This is a genomic window from Bradyrhizobium sp. CB82, assembly GCF_029714405.1.
Classification (GTDB): Bacteria; Pseudomonadota; Alphaproteobacteria; order Rhizobiales; family Xanthobacteraceae; genus Bradyrhizobium.
Window position 1 is genome coordinate 5,809,798 of the sequence record NZ_CP121650.1, and the last position, 17,821, is coordinate 5,827,618.

Consider the following 17,821-nt stretch of genomic DNA (forward strand, 5'->3'; position numbering starts at 1 on the left):
TTGCCAGCCTGCGGTCTCCCTGTCCATTTCCGCGAACGCATGGCCGCAGTGCCGACGGACATTCTCCGACGCCGAGGTCGCGGGTCCTACCAGCGCCAGTTGATCTCGCTCAGGCGCGGCGGATCGGCGCCGGGGCGGGTGCAGGTGAAGCCGGCGCAATTGGCCGCGAAGGACAGCGCCCGGCGCAGCTCATCGGCGCCGATTTCCCCAAGCGGTTGCCGGCGAAGGCGCTCCTGCTTGTGAAGGGCGAACAGCAGCGCCGCCTGGAAGCTGTCGCCGGCGCCGATCGTATCGGCAACCGTCACCTTGGGCGCGGCGACTTCAATCTTCCCCGTCGTCTTGTGCCAGGCGACCGCGCCGTCGATGCCACGGGTGATGACGACGAGGCTCACGCCTTGTCCAAGCAATGCATCGGCCCTCTTGTCGTACGGCTCGTCACCATAGAGATAGCTGAAATCGACATCGGACATGCGGACGATATCGGCATTCGCAGCGAAATCGGCCATGCGTGCGACATAGGACGGCTTGTCCTTGACGAGGTTGGGCCGGCAGTTCGGGTCGAACGAGATGGTCGAGGACATCCGCGCGTCCGCGATCAGCGCCTGGGTCTCGGCCGCACCGGTGTCGTTGACCAGTGTGGTCGAGCCGACATGGACCGCTTCGATGGTCTCGAACGGAATGGACCCGCGCCGATAGGTCCAGTTCCGCGTCGCGGTCTCGGCGTCGTAGAAGGCGTAATGCGACTCGCCGGCAACGATGCGCACGAAAGCGAGCGTGGTCTGACGATCGCTGCGTGTGGCGTAACGCAGCTCGACCTCGGACGCTTGCGCATGCGCCGCGATCATCTGCCCGAACATGTCGGTCGAGACGCCGCCGACGAAACCGGTCGGCGCGCCCAGCCGCGCCATGCCGATCGCGACGTTGAGACAGGAGCCGCCGACCGCGGGCATCACGGCCTCGCGGCCATCGGCCGCGCGCGTTGGCACGAAATCGATCAGCGCATCGCCACAACTGAGCAGCATTACCCGTACCCTTGTCTCGCCCTTATCCCGGCAGCATCAGTTCGAAGCCGGCCATCGCCTCGCGGCTGCCGCGGTCGACTTCGCGCAGCATCTTATAGGCCTTTCGCTTGCGGCTGTGAAACTCGGCCATGCCCGGCGCCGTCGGCTCGCTGAGGCGGCCGAGCGCCGACATTTTTGCCATGGTCTCGCCGATCGAGGCAAAGGCGCCGCCGGCGACCGCGCCGAGCATCGCAGCCCCCAGCAGCACCGGCTCCCTGGTCTGCGGCAAGGCGACGGTCAGCCCCGTGGTGTCCGCCATGATCTGCCGCACCAGCGGACTGCGGCTCGCCCCACCGCCCATGATCATGATGCTGGAGTGAACGCCGTGCGCGGCAAAGGCCTCGATCACCTCGGCAAGACCGTAGGCAAGGCCGCAGAGCCCGGCCACGAACAGGCGCTCCATCGCGCCGATGTCGGTATCGAGATCGAGGCCCGCGATCACCGCGCGCGTATCGGGATCGGCGTAAGGCGAACGGTTACCGATGAACTCCGGCAGCACGTGGACGTCGCGCGCCAGCAGCGCCGCACGGCTCACATCGCCCGCGCGCGCGATGATGCGCTTCTCCAGGAAGTCGATGATATCGAGCCCGTCCTTGCGCGCGGCCGTGCTCGCCTCGGCATATCCCGCATGCGACCTCAGAAGATGGTCGATTGCGGCTCCCGCAGCCGACTGCCCGCCCTCGTTCAACCAGAAATTCGGCACCATGCCGGAGTAATAGGGACCCCATACGCCGGGAACGAAGCACGGCTGCGTGGTCGTGGCCATGATGCAGGCGGAGGTCCCCATGATGTAGGCGAGACGGTCGCAGACATCGGCGGTGCCGCCCGAGCCGTCACGTCCGCCGATCGCGCCGATGCCGCCGGCATGGGCATCGATCAGCGATGCGCCGACCGGCGTGCCCACACTCAATCCCAAATCCGCCGCCGCCGCGCGGGTCAGGCCGGAGTCTAGCCGCGTGCCGGGCGCGACGATCTCGGTGCCGATCCGGGCATAGTTTTCTCCGACGAAGTCCGACAGCCCGATCCGCCGGAAGAACGGCGCGCTCCAGCCGCCGCCATCATCATGCGCCAGATAGTTCCATTTGCAGGTCACCGTGCAGGTCGAACGCTGGAGCGAGCCGGTCGCGCGCCAGGTCAGATAGTCCGCAAGGTCGAAAAAGTGGCCGGCGGCATCGAAACTCTGGCGCAGATGCCGCTTCAGCCACAACAGTTTTGGCATCTCCATCTCGGGCGAGATCGAGCCCCCGACATAGCGCAGCACGTCATCCTGCGTCTCATTGATCAGACGCGCCTCGGTCGTGGCGCGATGATCCATCCAGACGATCACGTTCCGCTGGCTGTCGCCGGAGGCGCTGACCGTGACCGGCTCGCCGTCCTTACCGAGCACGACCAACGAGCAGGTGGCATCGAAGCCGATGCCTCTCACGGTATCAGGCGCTACCCCCGCCTCAGCCATGGCCGCGCGGACGGATTTGGCGCAGGCGTCCCAGATGTCCGACGACGACTGCTCGACGATATCGCCGGCCTCATGCCAGATCCTGATCGGATGCCGCGCGGTTGCCAGCAGATTGCCGGCCTCGTCAAAAACCCCTGCCCGCGTGCTGGTCGTCCCGACATCGACACCGATATACGCCTGCGGCATTGTCGCTCCCGTCAATTTTGACGCAAGCCTACCAGCAAGTGTAACCGCCATCCACTAGCACGATGCTGCCCGTCATCAGGCTCGCGGCCTCGGAGCTCAGAAACAGCACGACCGAGGCGATCTCCTCCACCTGCCCCATCCGCGCCATCGGAGTTCCACCAATCCAGGCGTCATACATTTTGGGATTGCTCTTCACGAAGGCATTCAGCGGCGTCTCGATATAGGTCGGCGCCACCGCGTTGACGCGGATGCCCCGCGCGCCCCATTCAGCGGCAAGCGACTTGGTCAGGTGGTGCACCGCGGCCTTGGAGGCGTTGTAGAAGCACTGCTCCTGCGGCTTGTTGACGATGAAGCCGGACATCGAGCCGACGTTGACGATGGTTCCACTCTTCGCCGTCAGCATGTGCTTGCCGAATTCGCGGCAACACCAGAAGGTGCCATTGAGATTGACATCGATGACGTTAAGCCAGTGCTCGTCGGTCACGGTTTCCGCCGGGGTCTCGCTGCGGGCAATGCCGGCATTGTTGACGAGGATGTCGACCTTGCCGTGGCGGGCGACGAGGTCGTTCGCAACCTCGGCCACGCGCTTGGTGTCGGTGACATCCATAATGGCGGTCTCGATGTCGTACCCCTTCGCCTTCAGGCTGGCCTTGGCGCTGTCGGCGACCTTGGTGTCGCGGTCGCCGATGACGACCCTGGCACCGGCTTCTGCCAGCGCCTCCGCGCAGGCGAGCCCAATGCCCTGCCCACCGCCGGTGATGAACGCGGTCTTGCCGCCCAGCTTGAATTTTTCCAGGTACATGTTGGTCTTCCCGTTTCTTATCAGCCCCGAATGGCGTTGCCGCCCTCGTTGAAGCGGTGGATGCGCGCAGGGTCCGGCACCAGCGACACGCGGTCGCCGGCGTGCAGGCTCAGCTCGCCGATATAGCGCGCGGTGAGCATGCCGAGCTGGCCGGCATCGACATAAAGGAAAGTGTCGCTGCCAAGATGCTCGGCGACCGCGATCGTGCCCGGCCAGCCGTCGGCGCCGTTGCGCTCGATCTTGAGGTGCTCGGGCCGCACGCCGATCGTCGCCGCACCGCGCTGAAGAGCCGACTCGCCCGTGACGAAGTTCATTTTCGGCGAGCCGATGAAGCCGGCGACGAAAAGGTTGGCGGGCTTCTCATAGAGCTCGAGCGGTGAGCCATATTGCTCGATCTTGCCGGCGTTGAGCACCACGATCTTGTCGGCCATGGTCATGGCCTCGACCTGGTCGTGGGTCACGTAGATCGCGGTGGTGCCGAGCTGCTTCTGCAGCCGCGTGACCTCGATCCGCATCTGCACGCGCAGCGCGGCGTCGAGATTGGACAGCGGCTCGTCGAACAGGAAACCCTTGGGCTCGCGGACGATCGCGCGCCCGATCGCGACGCGCTGGCGCTGGCCGCCGGAGAGCTCGCGTGGCTTGCGGTCGAGATAGGGGGTGAGATTGAGCGTCGCGGCAGCCGCCTCGACCTTGCGGTTGATCTCGTCCTTGGGCAGGCCGGCCATCTTCAACCCGAAGCCGATATTGCCGCGCACGCTCATATGCGGATAGAGGGCGTAGGACTGGAACACCATCGACAGGCCGCGCTTGGCGGGCGGCACGGCGACGACGTTCTTGCCGTCGATCAGGATGCGTCCATCGGTAACGTCTTCCAGACCCGCGATCAGCCGCAGCAGCGTGGTCTTGCCGCAGCCGGACGGGCCGACGAACACCACGAAGGAGCCGTCCGCGATATCGAGGTCGGCGCCCTTGATGATGTGAACCGGACCGAAGGCTTTTTGTACGCCCTGAAGTGTGATCTGACCCATGACAGCGCCTTTTGTTACTTGACCGCGCCAAAGGTGAGCCCGCGGACGAGCTGCTTCTGGCTGAACCAACCGAGGACGAGAATGGGCGCGATCGCCAGCGTGGATGCCGCCGACAATTTTGCCCAGAAGAGCCCTTCCGGACTCGAATAGGAGGCGATGAAGACGGTGAGCGGTGCAGCCTCCGAAGTAGACAGATTGAGCGTCCAGAACGCCTCATTCCAGGCAAGGATGAGGTTGAGCAGCAAGGTCGACGCCAGACCCGGAATCGCCATCGGCGTCAGCACATAGACGAGCTCGCGGCCGACGGTGGCGCCGTCCATCCGCGCCGCTTCCAGGATGTCGCGCGGAATCTCCTTGAAATAGGTGAAGAGCATCCAGATCACGATCGGCAGATTGCCGAGGCACAGGATGAAGACGAGACCGATGCGGGAATCGAGCAGGCCGACGGACCTGAAGATCAGGTAGATCGGCACGAGCACACCGACCGGCGGCATCATCTTGGTCGAGAGCATCCAGAGCAGGATGTCTTTGGTGCGCTTGGTCGGCGAGAACGCCATCGACCAGGCCGCGGGGATGGCGATCAGGAGCGCAATCAGCGTCGAGCCGCCGGCGATGATGATCGAGTTCATCGCGTGGTGGATGTAGTCGCTGCGCTCCTGCACGGTCGCGTAGTTTTCCAGTGTCCAGTGGAAGAACAGGAACGAGGGCGGAATGGCGAAGGCCTCGAGCTCGGTCTTGAAGCTCGCCAGCATCATCCAGAGGATCGGGAAGAAGATGAGAAAGCCAGCCAGCCAGGCTCCTGCCGTCGATACCGCCACCCGCCGTGTCGTTGCCATGCGCGCCATTTTTCAAGCCTCCAGGTTGCGGCCGACGATGCGGACGAGGAAGAAGGCGACGATGTTGGCGATCACCACCGCGACCAGGCCGCCGGCCGATGCACTGCCGACGTCGAACTGGATCAGCGCCTGCGAATAGATCAGGAAGGCGATGTTGGTGGTCTGTAGTCCCGGGCCGCCGCCGGTTGTCACGAAGATCTCGGCAAAGACCGTGAGCAGGAAGATGGTCTCGATCAGGATCACCACGGTGATCGGGCGCGCGAGATGCGGCAGCGTGATGTAGATAAAGGTCGAAAGCGCGCTGGCGCCGTCCATCTCGGCGGCTTCCTTCTGCTCCTCGTCGAGCGATTGCAGTGCGGTCAGAAGGATGAGGGTCGCGAAGGGCAGCCATTGCCAGGCCACGATCAGGATGATCGCGAACATCGGCACGTCGTTGAACCAGTCGACCGGCGTCAGACCGAAGCGCGTGGTGATCCAGGCGAACAGGCCGGAGACCGGATGCATCAACAGGTTCTTCCAGACCAGCGCGCTCACCGTTGGCATCACGAAGAACGGCGCGATCACCATCAGCCGCACGATGTTGCGGCCGACCACCGGCTGATCGAGCAGAATCGCCAGGGGAATGCCAAGCAAAATGGTCAGCGCAAGCACCGAGCCGACCAACACCAGCGTGTTCTCGAGCGAGGCGATAAACGCGGGATCGGTGAGGAAATAGCGGAAGTTCTCCAGGCCCACGAACACTTCGGAGCCGGGATCGAGCAGGCTGTAGTGCAGCGTCGAGAAATAGAGAGTCAGCGCCAGCGGAACGATCATCCAGATGAACAGCAGCCCGACGGCCGGGGTCAGCAGCGACCGCGCAAGATATTGCGTTTGCTTGGTTGCCATCCTCGCTTCTCCTCTCCCGGGAAGAAGGCGGCCATCCCTCCTATGAGGTGGATTGGATGGCCGCTAGTTTAGGCTCTCAGGAGGGTGAGCCTGGTGCTTACTTGATATAGCCGGCGCGCTTCATCTCGCGCTCGGTCGTGGATTGCGCCGCCGACAGCGCAGCATCGACGGTGGTCGATCCCGACAGTGCAGCGGAGAACTGCTGCCCCACCTGCGTGCCGAGGCCCTGGAACTCGGGGATCGCTGCATATTGCACGCCGACATAGGGCACCGGCTTCACGGTCGGGTGGTTCGGATCGGCCGCATCGATCGAGGCCAGCGTCGGCTTGGCGAAAGGAGCGACCTTCAGATACTCGGGATTCTGGTAGAGCGAGGTCCGCGTGCCCGGCGGCACGTTGGCCCAGCCCTCCTTCGAGGCCACGAGCTTGGTGTAGTCCTTGCTCGTCGCCCAGGCGATGAACTTCTCGGCGGCGTCCGTCTTCTTCGAGCCGGCCGGGATCGCCAGACTCCAGGCCCACAGCCAGTTCGCATTCTTGCCAAGCCCGGTATTGGGCGCCAGCGCAAAGCCGACCTTGTCGGCAACCGTCGACTCCTTCGGATTGGTGACGAAGGACGCCGCAACCGTCGCGTCGATCCACATTGCGCACTTGCCGGCGTTGAACAGCGCCAGATTCTCGTTGAAGCCGTTCGAGCTCGCGCCCGGAGGGCCGGCTTCCTTCATCAGATTGACATAGGTCGTGAGCGTATTCTTCCATTCCGGCGTGTTGAACTGCGGCTCCCACTTCTCGTCGAACCAGCGCGCGCCGTAGGAATTGGACATGGCGGTGAGGAACGCCATGTTCTCGCCCCAGCCGGCCTTGCCGCGCAGACAGATGCCGTAGACGCCGGCATTCTTGTCGGTGAGTTTCTTGGCCGCGTCGATCACGAAATCCCAGGTCGGGCTTTCCGGCATCTTCAGGCCGGCCTTCTCGAACAGATCGGTGCGATACATCACCATCGAGCTCTCGCCGTAGAACGGCGCCGCATAGAGCTTGCCGTCGACGGAGACCGCGTCCTTGATCTTCGGCAGCAGGTCGCCGACGTCGTAATCGGCGCCGAGATTGGCGAGTGGCACCAGCCAGCTCTTCTTGGCCCAGATCGGCACCTCATAGGTGCCGATGGTGAGAATATCGAACTGTCCGCCCTTGGTGGCGATATCTGTGGTGACGCGCTGGCGCAGCACGTTCTCCTCGAGCGTCACCCACTTCACGTTGATGTCGGGGTTCTTCGCGGTGAATTCGCTGGTCAGTCCCTGCATGCGGATCATGTCACCGTTGTTGACGGTGGCGATCGTCAGGGTCGTTTCGGCCATCGAGGGAACGGACAGCAGCAGTGCAGACACGCCGCAGACGGCGCCTAGAACCTTTTTCACGGTGACCTCCCTAAAACTCGCGTTTTGAGCATATGCCCACGCGTTGGGCGTATGTTCAACCCAAGGCCGGAGCTTTGTCAAGCAGACCCGCGCGCGTTTCAGCAACTTCTGAGTGCTGCGGTGCGGCAGCGAGCGCTCTTGCATGACCCTCGCTGCCATGTACCCCGCGAAGACGGGGCCATCCAAAAACGCCGTGAGGCAAGTTGGTTTGCCCCAGGCCACGCCGCGGCGCACTTGGATCATCTGCCTTCGCGGATGATGACGGTGTTGTGCGGGGAGAGACCGCCCGCCTCGCGAGAATGCTGGAAAACGAGCTGCCTACCGCTCAAGGATCGCGCGCGCGGTCGCTTCGTCGGTGATCAAGCCGTTGATCAGGCGGCCGTTCAGCGCCGCCGCGATCGCCGGCACTTTGGCCGCGCCGACCGCCGCCCCGATCGTCGTGGTCTTGACCGGCACCTCGGGCGGGATGCTGGTGAGGCGCTTGTTGGTGCCGCCTTTGAGCAGGCGGCCCCTGGCATCATAGGCCCAGCCGGTGATCTCGCCGATGGCACCGAGCCGCATCATTTCGAACAGTTCATCGCGGGTGACGAAACCGTCGACGTGAACCTGCGCCTTTTGGTCCATCTGGCCGATGCCGACGAGCCGCAGGTCGGCCCTGGTCGCGATCGCCTTCACCTTTGCGATCGGCTCGATCCGACCCATCCTGTTGCGCTCGTCCTCCGAGGACATCAGGAACGGCAGCGGCATCGGATAGTGCCGCGCCCCGGTGCGGTCGGCGAGCCGGCCGACGGTATCGTAGAAGCTCGCCGATCCGTCGGCGGAGATGTTGCCGACCAGCGAGACGATCTGGTGATTCGGCCGCTCGATCGGGGTGACGCGCTCGACCGCTGCGCGGACCGCGCGCCCGGTGCCGAGCGCGACGATGACAGGCGTTTCGGAACGCAGCGTCGAGTCCAGAAGGTTTGCGCAGCGCTCGGCAATGCCCGCGGTCGACTGTGGCGCCGCGGGATCTGTCGGCACCACCTCGCAATGGGCAAGCTCGAAGCGTTCCTTCAGCCGCGCGGCCAATTCCATGCAGGCGGCGATCGGATGTTCGAGCCGGAATGTGATCAGGCGCTCGGCAAGGCACAGCGAGACCAGCCGCTGCGCCGAGGCACGCGAGACCTGGAGCATCTTGGCGATCTCGTCTTGCGTGTGACCGGCAATGAAGTAGAGCCAGCCGGCGCGCGCGGCATCGTCAAGCCTGGATTTTTCGTTCTCCATCGCCATGGCCGGCGTCACGAGTCCTTCCAGAAATCGGTCATCTGCGCGAAGACCCGATCGGCTCCGGCGGCGGTCAATATAGCGCGGCCGTCGCGGCCGCGATAATGGCTACCGCCGACAAATCCCCAGACGGTCATGCCAGCGGCCTTTGCCGCCTGCACGCCGCTGACGCTGTCTTCGATCACCAGCGCCCGCACCGGATCGATGCGCATCTTCTCAGCGGCATAGAGGAACAGGTCGGGCGCCGGCTTGCCGTACCTGACCATCTGCGCCGTGTAGAGCCGGTCGCCGAAATGCGGCCTGAGCCCGGTGACATCGAGGGAGAGCGAGACGCGGTCGATGTCGCTCGACGAGGCGACGCAAAACGGCCTGTTCAACTCCGATACCACCGCGCCGATCCCAGGGATCGGCTGCAATGCACCTGCTAAGGTGCTCAGCACCCTGGACTTGAAGCGAGGCAGGAAGCCATCCGGCACGACCCGACCAAGGTCGCGATAATGTTGCTCGATCGCCTTCGTGCTGCGCCCGAGGAACAGCTCGAGCGCCTGCTCCGCGCTCAGCGCAATGCCGAATTCGGACATCACCTCGGAGAGGCAGCGGCAGCTCAAGAGCTCGCTGTCGACGAGCACGCCGTCGCAGTCGAAGATGATCAGATCAGGCTTTGGGCGGCCGTTCTGCATCCGGCCATTCGATCATATACCCAACGCATGAGCAATAGCTCAGGCTGGAACACGGCGTGGCGGGCTTTCCTGGATCTTAATGCGCCACCTGCCGGTAGATCGCCGGCAGTGCCGCAGGCAGCCGTCGGATGTTGCCGACGATCGCGTAACCGCCGCGCCCGAACAGGGTCGGAAAATAGCATTGCGCCGTTGCGTCGACCGTTACGCCGAACACTGCGATGCCGAGGTGGGCGCCTCCTGCACCGATTTACGCGTGTCCTCGATTGCAAAGCGCCCCTCATAGTGGTCGACGTCGTTCGGCTTGCCGTCGGTCAGAACGAGCAGCAGCTTCTTGCGCTGCTGCGGCTGGCTGCCGAGGCCAGCCGCAGCATGGCGCACCGCCGCGCCGATGCGCGTATCGAATACCTCGTCTACTACAACAACCACAGACCCCATCAGGCCTTGGCAGGACATACTCCCAAAGCCTTTGCGGCTACCAAGACCACCGCGATCCAATCAGCGAATTATTGAACATCGACAGCAACGACCGTGATGGCGGCAGTCGGTAGGGTGACTGTCGAGGTTCCAACATTGTCGCGAAGGCCAACCATGAGTGAGACGCAACTTGGTCTGATGACCGCAACCCCCTCATCATCCTGTTCGCCGCAGCCCTCCGGCGGATGGGCGTGCTGTCGACGGCGGCAACGATATCTGCGGTCTGTCTGTCGGTCGCGATCGCGGTGGTGCTGGTCACGACGCAATAGACCAGTCCAGGCGATGCAGGCACGGTCCATCCCACAGGAGACGGCCCGCGTGCCGCGGCCCCCTGGTTAACGGCCAGAGTGCGCAAGCTCGCGTTTGCTCGGCGAGGACGCGACAGGTCCCCGCAATTGTCCGTGCTTGATCTCCAGCAACGGCTCTGTTTGGATGGATTCGGTTCGGCACTTCAAATTTCGGATAATCGAATTTTACGCAATCGAAATGTTGTATGCTGCGTTCTTGATTGCCTCTGTCTCGACCGCTCCGTGGGTTCCGTTTCGGGGCTGCCGCGCACGTGAAGACGTCCAGACCGTCGCGCGCTGCGTTGACTCGAAATCACTTTCATGGATGCTAGTCACCGTCGTTCCTCGATTGCTCATTCATCAAGAGGCATCGTGACCATTCACCGCACCGGCTTTGGGAATCGGCTTCTGGCGGCCTTGCCGCCCGAGGATTTGGCCTTGCTCGCGCCCCACTTCCAGAAGGTCTCGTTCGAACCCGATGCCGTCCTGGTGCGGTCGGGCGATGAACTCGACCCGGTTTATTTCCCCCATAGCGGCGCGATCGCCTTCATGCTCGATATGCCGGACGGGCAAACGGTGGCAACCACGTTGATGGGACGGGAAGGCGCTTTGGCCTCGTTCTCCGTGCTCGGTCCGTCGCTTTCATCCGTCACGGCGACTGCTCGCTTGGCCGGCACGGCATCGCTGATTTCAGCGGCGAAGTTCCGGGCTGCCTACGCGCGGAGCGCGGCCATCAGGCATGTCGTGCAGGTCCACGCCCGCGCACTGTTGTTACAGCTCCAGCACGTGGCCGCCTGCAACGCGCTGCATCGGGTGGATGGCCGCATGGCGCGGTGGCTTCTGCAACTGCATGACCGCGTTCCCGATGATCTTCTTCCCGTGACGCAGGAGGCACTTGCGCAATTGCTTGGGGTGCGGCGGACGACCGTGACTCTGACGATGAGCAAGCTTCGCGCGGCGGGCGCCATCCCGTCCGACCGGCGCGGCTCCGTAGAGATCCACCGAGCGCGGCTGGAGAGGGTCGCGTGCGAATGCTATGGGCTCATGCAGCGCAACATCGATCGGATGTATTGTCAGGAATTGTCGGCGCCGCAACCTGCCTTTGCGCCATTCCGGGAAAGCTCCATTGTCGCCTTCGACGAAGCGGGTGCCGAATCCAGAGCCGCTTCGCGAGAGCGAAAATGAAGCAGTCCTCTATCGGATCAGCCTGACATAGCGAACCAGTCGCTCCAGCCCGTGCCCGTTGGCATGCCCTCGACCCTGCGCGAGATTGAGGAAAGTCACGGGCACGGCGCTGACGCGCCTGTGCCCACTCCACGCGCGATCGCGCCCCTCACCGCCGCTGATTGTACACGTCGATGCAGACCGCACCGAGTAGAACCAGGCCCTTGATGACCTGCTGGTAGTCGATGCCGATGCCGAGGATGGACATGCCGTTGTTCATCACGCCCATGATCATGGCGCCGACCACCGCACCGCCGACGCGGCCCACGCCGCCATAGGCCGAGGCACCGCCGATGAAGCAGGCGGCGATGACGTCGAGCTCGAAGCCAAGGCCCGCCTTCGGCGTTGCGGTGTTGAGTCGCGCGGCGAAGACGAGGCCGGCAAGGGCTGCCAGCACGCCCATGTTGACGAAGGTGAAGAAGGTCAGCCGCTCGGTCTTGATGCCCGACAGCTTTGCGGCCTTGGCGTTGCCGCCGACCGCGTAGATCTGGCGGCCGACCACGGTACGACGCGTGACGAAGCCATAGAGCGCGATCAAGGCGCTCATGATCACCAGCACGTTCGGCAGGCCCCGATAGGTCGCGATCAAATAGGTGAAATAAAGCACCGCGCAGGCCAAGACGACGCTTTTCCCCAGGAAGAACGCGTAAGGCTCGACCTCGATGCCGTGCGACTGCTCGCGCGAGCGGCTCTTGGCGCTGGCATAGACCAGCCCGAGCGCCAGCACGGCACCGATCAGCAGCGAGGTCGGATGCAGTGTTCCGGCTTCAGGCAAGAACTCCGGAATGAAGCCGGACGACAGTTTCTGGAAGGTCGGCGGGAACGGCCCGAGCGACTGGCCCTGCAACACTGCCAGCGCGAGGCCCTTGAACACGAGCATGCCGGCGAGCGTCACGATGAAGGACGGAATGCCGAAATAGGCGACCCAGTAGCCCTGCGCCGCACCGATGGCCGCGCCGACGATGAGGCAGGCAATGAAGGCAACCGTGTAGTCGACCTTGTACGTTACCATGAGCAGCGCGGCCACGGCGCCGACGAACCCCGCGACCGAGCCGACCGAGAGATCGATATGGCCGGTGACGATGACGAGCAGCATGCCCAGCGCCATGATGACGATGTAGCTGTTCTGCAGCACCAGATTGGTGAGGTTGAGCGGCTGGAGCAGCGTGCCGCCGGTCACGATCTGGAAGAACAGCATGATCGCGATCAGCGAGATCAGCATGCCGTAGTTGCGCAAATTGTTCTTGATGAAGCCCGTATGCCGGCGCTCCTCAGGCAGCGAAACCGTCTTGTCGGTCATGGCTGCAATCCTCCCATCTCCGCGGCCTCAGGCACGCCGTTCCTATTGTTTCTCTCATTGCGCATGATGGCGCGCATGATCTTCTCCTGCGTCGCCTCATGGCCGGCGAACTCGCCGACGAAAGCACCGTCGTTCATGACACAGATGCGGTCGCAGATGCCGAGCAGTTCCGGCATCTCCGAGGAGATCACCACGACGCCCCGCCCGGCCTCCGCCAGCTCGTTGATGATACAGTAAATCTCATATTTCGCACCGACGTCGATACCCCTCGTCGGTTCGTCCAGAATCAAAACCTTGGGGTCGGTCATCAGCCATTTCGACAGCACGACCTTCTGCTGGTTGCCGCCCGAGAGCTGGCCAGTCTCCTGGTAGACGTCGGAGCAGCGGATGCGCATGCGGTTGCGGTAATCGCTTGCCACCTTCAGCTCGGCGATGTCGTCGATCACCTTGCCGGGGGCGACCTGGTCGAGGCTCGCAAGCGTGATATTCTTGCGGACGTCGTCGGCCAGGATCAGTCCGAGCTGCTTGCGGTCCTCGGTGACATAGGCAAGACCGGCATCGATCGCCGCCGCCACCCTCGGCAGGACGATCTCGTTGCCCTCGAGCCGGATACGGCCGCTGATATTGGTGCCCCAGGAGTGGCCGAACAGGCTCATGGCGAATTCGGTGCGGCCTGCACCCATCAGCCCGGCGATCCCGACGACCTCGCCGCGCCGCACACCGAAATTGACGTTCTTGATGACCTGCCGCTCTGGATGGATCGGATGGTAGACCGACCAGTTCTCGACGGCGAGCACGGGGTCTCCGATCTTCGCAACCCGCTCGGGGAAGCGATGGGCGAGATCGCGATTGACCATGCTGCGGATGATGCGGTCCTCCTGGACCGGTTCGCTCCGGCAGTCGATGCCATCCACGGTGCGGCCGTCGCGCAACACCGTGATGTGGTCGGCAACCTTGGCGACCTCGTTCAGCTTGTGGGAGATCAGGATCGAGCCGATGCCCTGCTCGCGGAATTTCATCAGGCGCTCGAGCAGCGCGGCGCTGTCGGCCTCGTTGAGGCTGGCGGTCGGCTCGTCCAGAATCAGCATGCGCACGCGCTTGGACAGCGCCTTGGCGATCTCGACGAGCTGCTGCTTGCCGACGCCGAGGTCGGTGATCAGCGTGTCCGGCGATTCCTTGAGGCCGACCTGGGCCAGGAGTTCGCGCGTCCGGCGGTAGACCTCGTCGCGGTCGATGACACCGAGCTGCGAGGGCGGATGCGAGAGGAAGATATTCTCCGCGATCGACATCAACGGAATCAGCGCCAGCTCCTGGTGGATGATGATGATGCCGAGCGCCTCCGAATCGTTGATGTCGCGGAAGCGGCGCTCCTCGCCGTCGAAGACGATGGTTCCCTCATAGCTGCCGTGGGGATAGACCCCGCTCAACACCTTCATCAGGGTCGATTTTCCGGCGCCGTTCTCGCCCACCAGAGCATGGATCTGCCCGGCCTGAACCGAGAAATTGACGTCGCGCAGCGCCTGCACGCCCGCAAAGCTCTTGCTGACGCCGCGCATTTCCAACATTGCCGCCATGGCTTCGTGTCCCGTCTTTTAACCCACCTCGCCCCGCTTGCGGGGAGAGCATAGGCCGCCTTTGGCGGCCGTCTTAACGCCGAAGCAAAGCCTCGGCTATGCGCGAAGCGATCGAATGAGGGGAGCTTCCGCAAGAGCAGCTCTCACCGCCCCGTGGAGACTTCCCCTCACCCCAATCTTTTTATAACGGCGGCCCAAGGGCCGCCTATGCTCCCTCTCCCCGCAAGAACGCGGAGAGGGAGCAGGCGCAGCTTACTGGAATTGCGACTTCTTGTAGTAGCCGCTGTCAACCAGGACCTTCTCCCAATTGTCCTTGTAGACCACGACCGGCTTGAGCAGGTAGGACGGCACGGTCTTGGCGCCGTTCTCATAGGTCTTGGTGTCGTTGACCGTGACCTGCTTGCCGGCCAGCGCCGCGTCGACCATGTCGGCGGTCACCTTGGCGAGGTCGCGGGTGTCCTTGAAGATGGTCGAGTACTGATCACCGCGCAGCATCGCCTTGATCGAGGGTACCTCGGCATCCTGGCCGCTGATGATCGGCATCGGCTGGTCGGCACTGCCATAGCCCACGCCCTTCAGCGACGAGATGATGCCGATCGAGAGGCCGTCATAGGGCGACAGCACCGCGTTGACCTTCTTGTTGCCGTAGTAGGCGCTGAGCAGGTTGTCCATGCGGGCCTGCGCCGTGGCGCCGTCCCAGCGCAAGGTCGCGACCTTGTCCATGCCCATCTGGCCGGACACGACGACGAGCTTCTTGCTGTCGATGTAGGGCTGCAGCACCGACATCGCGCCGTTGTAGAAGAAGTAGGCGTTGTTGTCGTCGGGCGAGCCACCGAACAGCTCGATGTTGAACGGACCCTTGCCCTCCTTCAGGCCGAGGCCCTTTTCAATTGACTGCGCCTGGAGAACGCCGACCTGGAAATTGTCGAAGGTCGCGTAATAGTCGACGTTCGGCGTGCCGCGGATCAGGCGATCATAGGCGATGACGGTGATGCCCTTGGCCTTGGCCTGCTTGAGCACGTCCGACAGCGTGGTGCCGTCGATCGCGGCAATCACCAGCGCCTTGGCGCCCTTCGTCACCATGTTCTCGACCTGCGAGAGCTGGTTCGGAATGTCGTCTTCGGCGTATTGCAGGTCGGTGTTGTAACCGCGCTCCTTCAGCACCTTGACCATGTTGTTGCCGTCATCGATCCAGCGCGCCGAGGATTTGGTCGGCATCGCGATGCCGACGGTTGCCTTGTCCTGGGCCATCGCTGGCCCGGATGAGGCCATGGCGGCGGCGCCCGCGAATGCGAGCGCGAGTACGGTCGTCTTCAGTTTCAGCATGCTTCACTCCCTTGGGGGTTGGAACGTTTCGTCGTTGCAGTAGAACTCGGTGTGTTGGTGCGCCTTGTGTCTCCTATTCAAGCTTGACGTCGGGCTCCGCGCGACCGCGCGCAGCAGCCTCGAGGATGAAGGTGCAGCCGGCCTGCGGATCGGCGGCGCGTGCCGCCGCATCCATATCCTGCCATGCAGAAGTGACAAGAAGGCGTGACAGATCGGGCCCGATGAAGGCGGGGCAGCTCGACTGCTGCGCCGGCACCGCAAGCGAGCGCAAGCGCTCGCCTTCGGGACTATAGACGTCGACGCAGGCGCCGCCCCAGCGCGCGTTCCAGATCAATCCGTCGGCATCGACCACCGAACCGTCGAGACCGCCGACGCCGGTGTGGCGCACCAGCACCTCCGGCTCGCCGCGCGGCAATCCGGTCGCCGGATTGAGCGGAATGCGATAGAGCACGTGACGCGCGGTGTCGGCGAAGTATCCGATCGCGCCGTCCGGCGAGAAGCAGATCGAGTTCGGAATGCTGATGCCGGGAAACAGCGTCGAGATCTTGCCGCGATGGAGCGCGTAGATCGCGCCGGCGCCCGCTTCCGCGTTGCGGCCCATGGTGCCGATCCAGAACGTGCCGGATTGATGCACGCGCGCGTCGTTCGACCGCGTCGCCGGGTTGTCGGCTTCCAGCGCACGATAGAGCGTCATCGCGCCATCAGCGAGCTTGCGGACGTAGAGGCCGTCCTCGGCCACGATCAGCTGCCGCTCGGCGTCGATGCGGCCGAGCGCGCTCGCCATCCGGCCGAGCGCGTGGACGCTGATACTGCCGCGGCCGAGATGGGCTTCGTAAAGGCGACCTTCGCGGATGTCGAACCACCACGCGGTATCGGTGGTGACGTCATAGGTCGGGCCCTCGCCGAGATGGCAATGCTCGGCGCAAAGGACAGAGGTCGGCACATGCTCGGTCATGGCGAATTCACTCCGAAGCGATAGACCGTGTGGTGCTGGTAAACGCTTCCCGGCGCAAGACGCGGGCTCGGGAAATCCGGCCGGTTCGGCGAATTCGGCCAGATGTGCGGCTCCAGGCAGAGCGCGTCGGACTGCCGGTACAGCCGGCCGCCTTTGCCCGCCACCGAGCCGTCGAGGTAGTTGCCGGAATAGACCTGCAAGCCCGGCTGATCCGTGAACAGCTCCATGACGCGTCCCGAGCGCGGCGCCTCCAGGCGCGCGGCAAGACGCAAGCTGCCGTCCCGCGGAAGGCAGAACGTGTGGTCATAGCCCTTGCCGTTGCGCAATTGCTGATCGTTTTGCCGTATCCGCGCGCCGATCGGAGTGGCCTCACGGAAGTCGAAGGGCGTGCCGGCAACCGCGTACGGCGACCCGGTCAGCGGGATCGCCGCCGGATCGATCGCCAGGAAATGATCGGCCGCGACCATGAGCTTGTGATCGAGGATCGCCGTCCCCGAGGTCGCGCCTTCGAGGTTGAAGAAGCTGTGGTTGGTGAGATTGACGATGGTTGGACGATCGCTCCGCGCCTCCATGCTGACCGACAATTCGGCAGGGCCGATCACCCGATAGGTGAGACGAACGTCGAGCCGACCCGGGTACCCCTCCTCGCCGTGCTCGCTTGCATAAGTGAGCGTGACCGCAGGCTCCGCGCCGTCAGCGAGGTCGGCGATCTGCCAGAGCTTGCGGTCAAAGCCGTCCAGACCACCGTGCAACGCGTTCGGGCCGTTGTTGGCGGCGAGTTGCACCGTCTCGTCATCGAGCACGAAGCGCGCGTCAGCGATACGGTTGGCATAGCGCCCGACCGTTGCGCCGAAAAACTTCCGCTCGGCGAGATAGCCCGCGAAATCGTCAAAGCCGAGCACGACGTCGTCGGGTGCGCCCTTGGCATCCGGGGCGATCAGCGCCTGAATCACCGCACCATGCGTGATGATGCGGGCTTCGAAACCGCCCTGCCCGCGCAGCACCACGCGCTCGACGGCGCGACCATCCGGCAGCGTTCCGAAGACATCCTTTGTGATGCGGCTGCCTGCCAT

15 protein-coding genes and 1 pseudogene are annotated in these 17,821 nt (G+C 63.9%); 1 reads left to right on the plus strand and 15 read right to left on the minus strand.

The genetic code is table 11. The annotated features are described in order from the left end of the window. Positions 1–86: 86 nt before the first annotated feature. The 10 genes and pseudogenes from QA640_RS28355 to QA640_RS28400 form a co-directional block, all read right to left on the minus strand. Entirely contained in the window at positions 87–1,022 is a 936-nt protein-coding gene (locus tag QA640_RS28355) for a carbohydrate kinase (RefSeq protein ID WP_283036168.1), read from the minus strand. A 22-nt stretch (positions 1,023–1,044) separates the two neighbouring features. Next, complete coding sequence (locus tag QA640_RS28360; RefSeq protein ID WP_283036169.1) at positions 1,045–2,703, minus strand: FGGY-family carbohydrate kinase; 1,659 nt, start codon at positions 2,701–2,703, stop codon at positions 1,045–1,047. A gap of 28 nt (positions 2,704–2,731) precedes the next feature. Beyond that, positions 2,732–3,505: an SDR family oxidoreductase gene (locus QA640_RS28365; protein WP_283036170.1), complete on the minus strand. Its 774-nt coding sequence runs from the start codon at positions 3,503–3,505 to the stop codon at positions 2,732–2,734. A gap of 20 nt (positions 3,506–3,525) precedes the next feature. Next, a complete protein-coding gene (locus tag QA640_RS28370; RefSeq protein ID WP_283036171.1) occupies positions 3,526–4,533 on the minus strand; it encodes an ABC transporter ATP-binding protein in 1,008 nt (335 codons plus the stop codon). Between the two features lie 14 nt (positions 4,534–4,547). Continuing rightward, on the minus strand, positions 4,548–5,378 hold the full coding sequence (locus tag QA640_RS28375) for a carbohydrate ABC transporter permease (RefSeq protein WP_283036172.1): 831 nt from the start codon (positions 5,376–5,378) through the stop codon (positions 4,548–4,550). Between the two features lie 3 nt (positions 5,379–5,381). Next, entirely contained in the window at positions 5,382–6,254 is an 873-nt protein-coding gene (locus QA640_RS28380; RefSeq protein ID WP_283036173.1) for a sugar ABC transporter permease, read from the minus strand. A gap of 97 nt (positions 6,255–6,351) precedes the next feature. Next, positions 6,352–7,665, minus strand: a complete 1,314-nt coding sequence (locus QA640_RS28385) for a sugar ABC transporter substrate-binding protein (protein WP_283036174.1) — start codon at positions 7,663–7,665, stop codon at positions 6,352–6,354. A 318-nt stretch (positions 7,666–7,983) separates the two neighbouring features. Continuing rightward, positions 7,984–8,934: a sugar-binding domain-containing protein gene (locus tag QA640_RS28390; protein WP_283042915.1), complete on the minus strand. Its 951-nt coding sequence runs from the start codon at positions 8,932–8,934 to the stop codon at positions 7,984–7,986. Positions 8,935–8,942: 8 nt separating this feature from the next. Continuing rightward, on the minus strand, positions 8,943–9,608 hold the full coding sequence (locus tag QA640_RS28395) for an HAD family hydrolase (RefSeq protein WP_283036175.1): 666 nt from the start codon (positions 9,606–9,608) through the stop codon (positions 8,943–8,945). 76 nt (positions 9,609–9,684) lie between these two features. Next, positions 9,685–10,004 (minus strand): annotated as a pseudogene (locus QA640_RS28400) (protein norD); the annotation flags it as partial. A 737-nt stretch (positions 10,005–10,741) separates the two neighbouring features. Between QA640_RS28400 and QA640_RS28405 the strand changes: the two are divergent. Then, positions 10,742–11,554, plus strand: a complete 813-nt coding sequence (locus tag QA640_RS28405; protein WP_283036176.1) for a Crp/Fnr family transcriptional regulator — start codon at positions 10,742–10,744, stop codon at positions 11,552–11,554. Between the two features lie 148 nt (positions 11,555–11,702). Here the strand turns inward: QA640_RS28405 and mmsB are convergent, their stop codons facing one another. From mmsB to QA640_RS28430, 5 genes are all read right to left on the minus strand, one after another. After that, the gene (gene mmsB / locus QA640_RS28410; protein ID WP_283036177.1) at positions 11,703–12,893 is read right to left on the minus strand and encodes a multiple monosaccharide ABC transporter permease; all 1,191 of its coding nucleotides are present in this window, start codon (positions 12,891–12,893) and stop codon (positions 11,703–11,705) included. Further along, positions 12,890–14,467, minus strand: a complete 1,578-nt coding sequence (gene mmsA / locus QA640_RS28415) for a multiple monosaccharide ABC transporter ATP-binding protein (RefSeq protein ID WP_283036178.1) — start codon at positions 14,465–14,467, stop codon at positions 12,890–12,892. The genes mmsB and mmsA overlap by 4 nt, the downstream gene beginning before the upstream one ends. A gap of 252 nt (positions 14,468–14,719) precedes the next feature. Continuing rightward, the gene (gene chvE, locus QA640_RS28420) at positions 14,720–15,793 is read right to left on the minus strand and encodes a multiple monosaccharide ABC transporter substrate-binding protein (RefSeq protein WP_283036179.1); all 1,074 of its coding nucleotides are present in this window, start codon (positions 15,791–15,793) and stop codon (positions 14,720–14,722) included. Positions 15,794–15,866: 73 nt separating this feature from the next. Further along, complete coding sequence (locus QA640_RS28425) at positions 15,867–16,748, minus strand: SMP-30/gluconolactonase/LRE family protein (protein ID WP_283036180.1); 882 nt, start codon at positions 16,746–16,748, stop codon at positions 15,867–15,869. Further along, positions 16,745–17,821 carry an aldose epimerase family protein gene (locus tag QA640_RS28430; RefSeq protein WP_283036181.1) on the minus strand — a complete coding sequence of 359 codons (1,077 nt, stop codon included), beginning with the start codon at positions 17,819–17,821 and terminating at the stop codon, positions 16,745–16,747. The genes QA640_RS28425 and QA640_RS28430 overlap by 4 nt, the downstream gene beginning before the upstream one ends.

Coding starts and splice junctions, on each gene's coding strand:
- mmsB (WP_283036177.1), bottom strand. CDS start 12,893: ATGACCGACAAGACGGTTTCGCTGCCTGAGGAGCGCCGGCATACGGGC.
- QA640_RS28365 (WP_283036170.1), bottom strand. CDS start 3,505: ATGTACCTGGAAAAATTCAAGCTGGGCGGCAAGACCGCGTTCATCACC.
- QA640_RS28380 (WP_283036173.1), bottom strand. CDS start 6,254: ATGGCAACCAAGCAAACGCAATATCTTGCGCGGTCGCTGCTGACCCCG.
- QA640_RS28430 (WP_283036181.1), bottom strand. CDS start 17,821: ATGGCAGGCAGCCGCATCACAAAGGATGTCTTCGGAACGCTGCCGGAT.
- QA640_RS28425 (WP_283036180.1), bottom strand. CDS start 16,748: ATGACCGAGCATGTGCCGACCTCTGTCCTTTGCGCCGAGCATTGCCAT.
- QA640_RS28355 (WP_283036168.1), bottom strand. CDS start 1,022: ATGCTGCTCAGTTGTGGCGATGCGCTGATCGATTTCGTGCCAACGCGC.
- QA640_RS28390 (WP_283042915.1), bottom strand. CDS start 8,934: ATGGCGATGGAGAACGAAAAATCCAGGCTTGACGATGCCGCGCGCGCC.
- QA640_RS28395 (WP_283036175.1), bottom strand. CDS start 9,608: ATGCAGAACGGCCGCCCAAAGCCTGATCTGATCATCTTCGACTGCGAC.
- chvE (WP_283036179.1), bottom strand. CDS start 15,793: ATGCTGAAACTGAAGACGACCGTACTCGCGCTCGCATTCGCGGGCGCC.
- mmsA (WP_283036178.1), bottom strand. CDS start 14,467: ATGGCGGCAATGTTGGAAATGCGCGGCGTCAGCAAGAGCTTTGCGGGC.
- QA640_RS28375 (WP_283036172.1), bottom strand. CDS start 5,378: ATGGCGCGCATGGCAACGACACGGCGGGTGGCGGTATCGACGGCAGGA.
- QA640_RS28360 (WP_283036169.1), bottom strand. CDS start 2,703: ATGCCGCAGGCGTATATCGGTGTCGATGTCGGGACGACCAGCACGCGG.
- QA640_RS28370 (WP_283036171.1), bottom strand. CDS start 4,533: ATGGGTCAGATCACACTTCAGGGCGTACAAAAAGCCTTCGGTCCGGTT.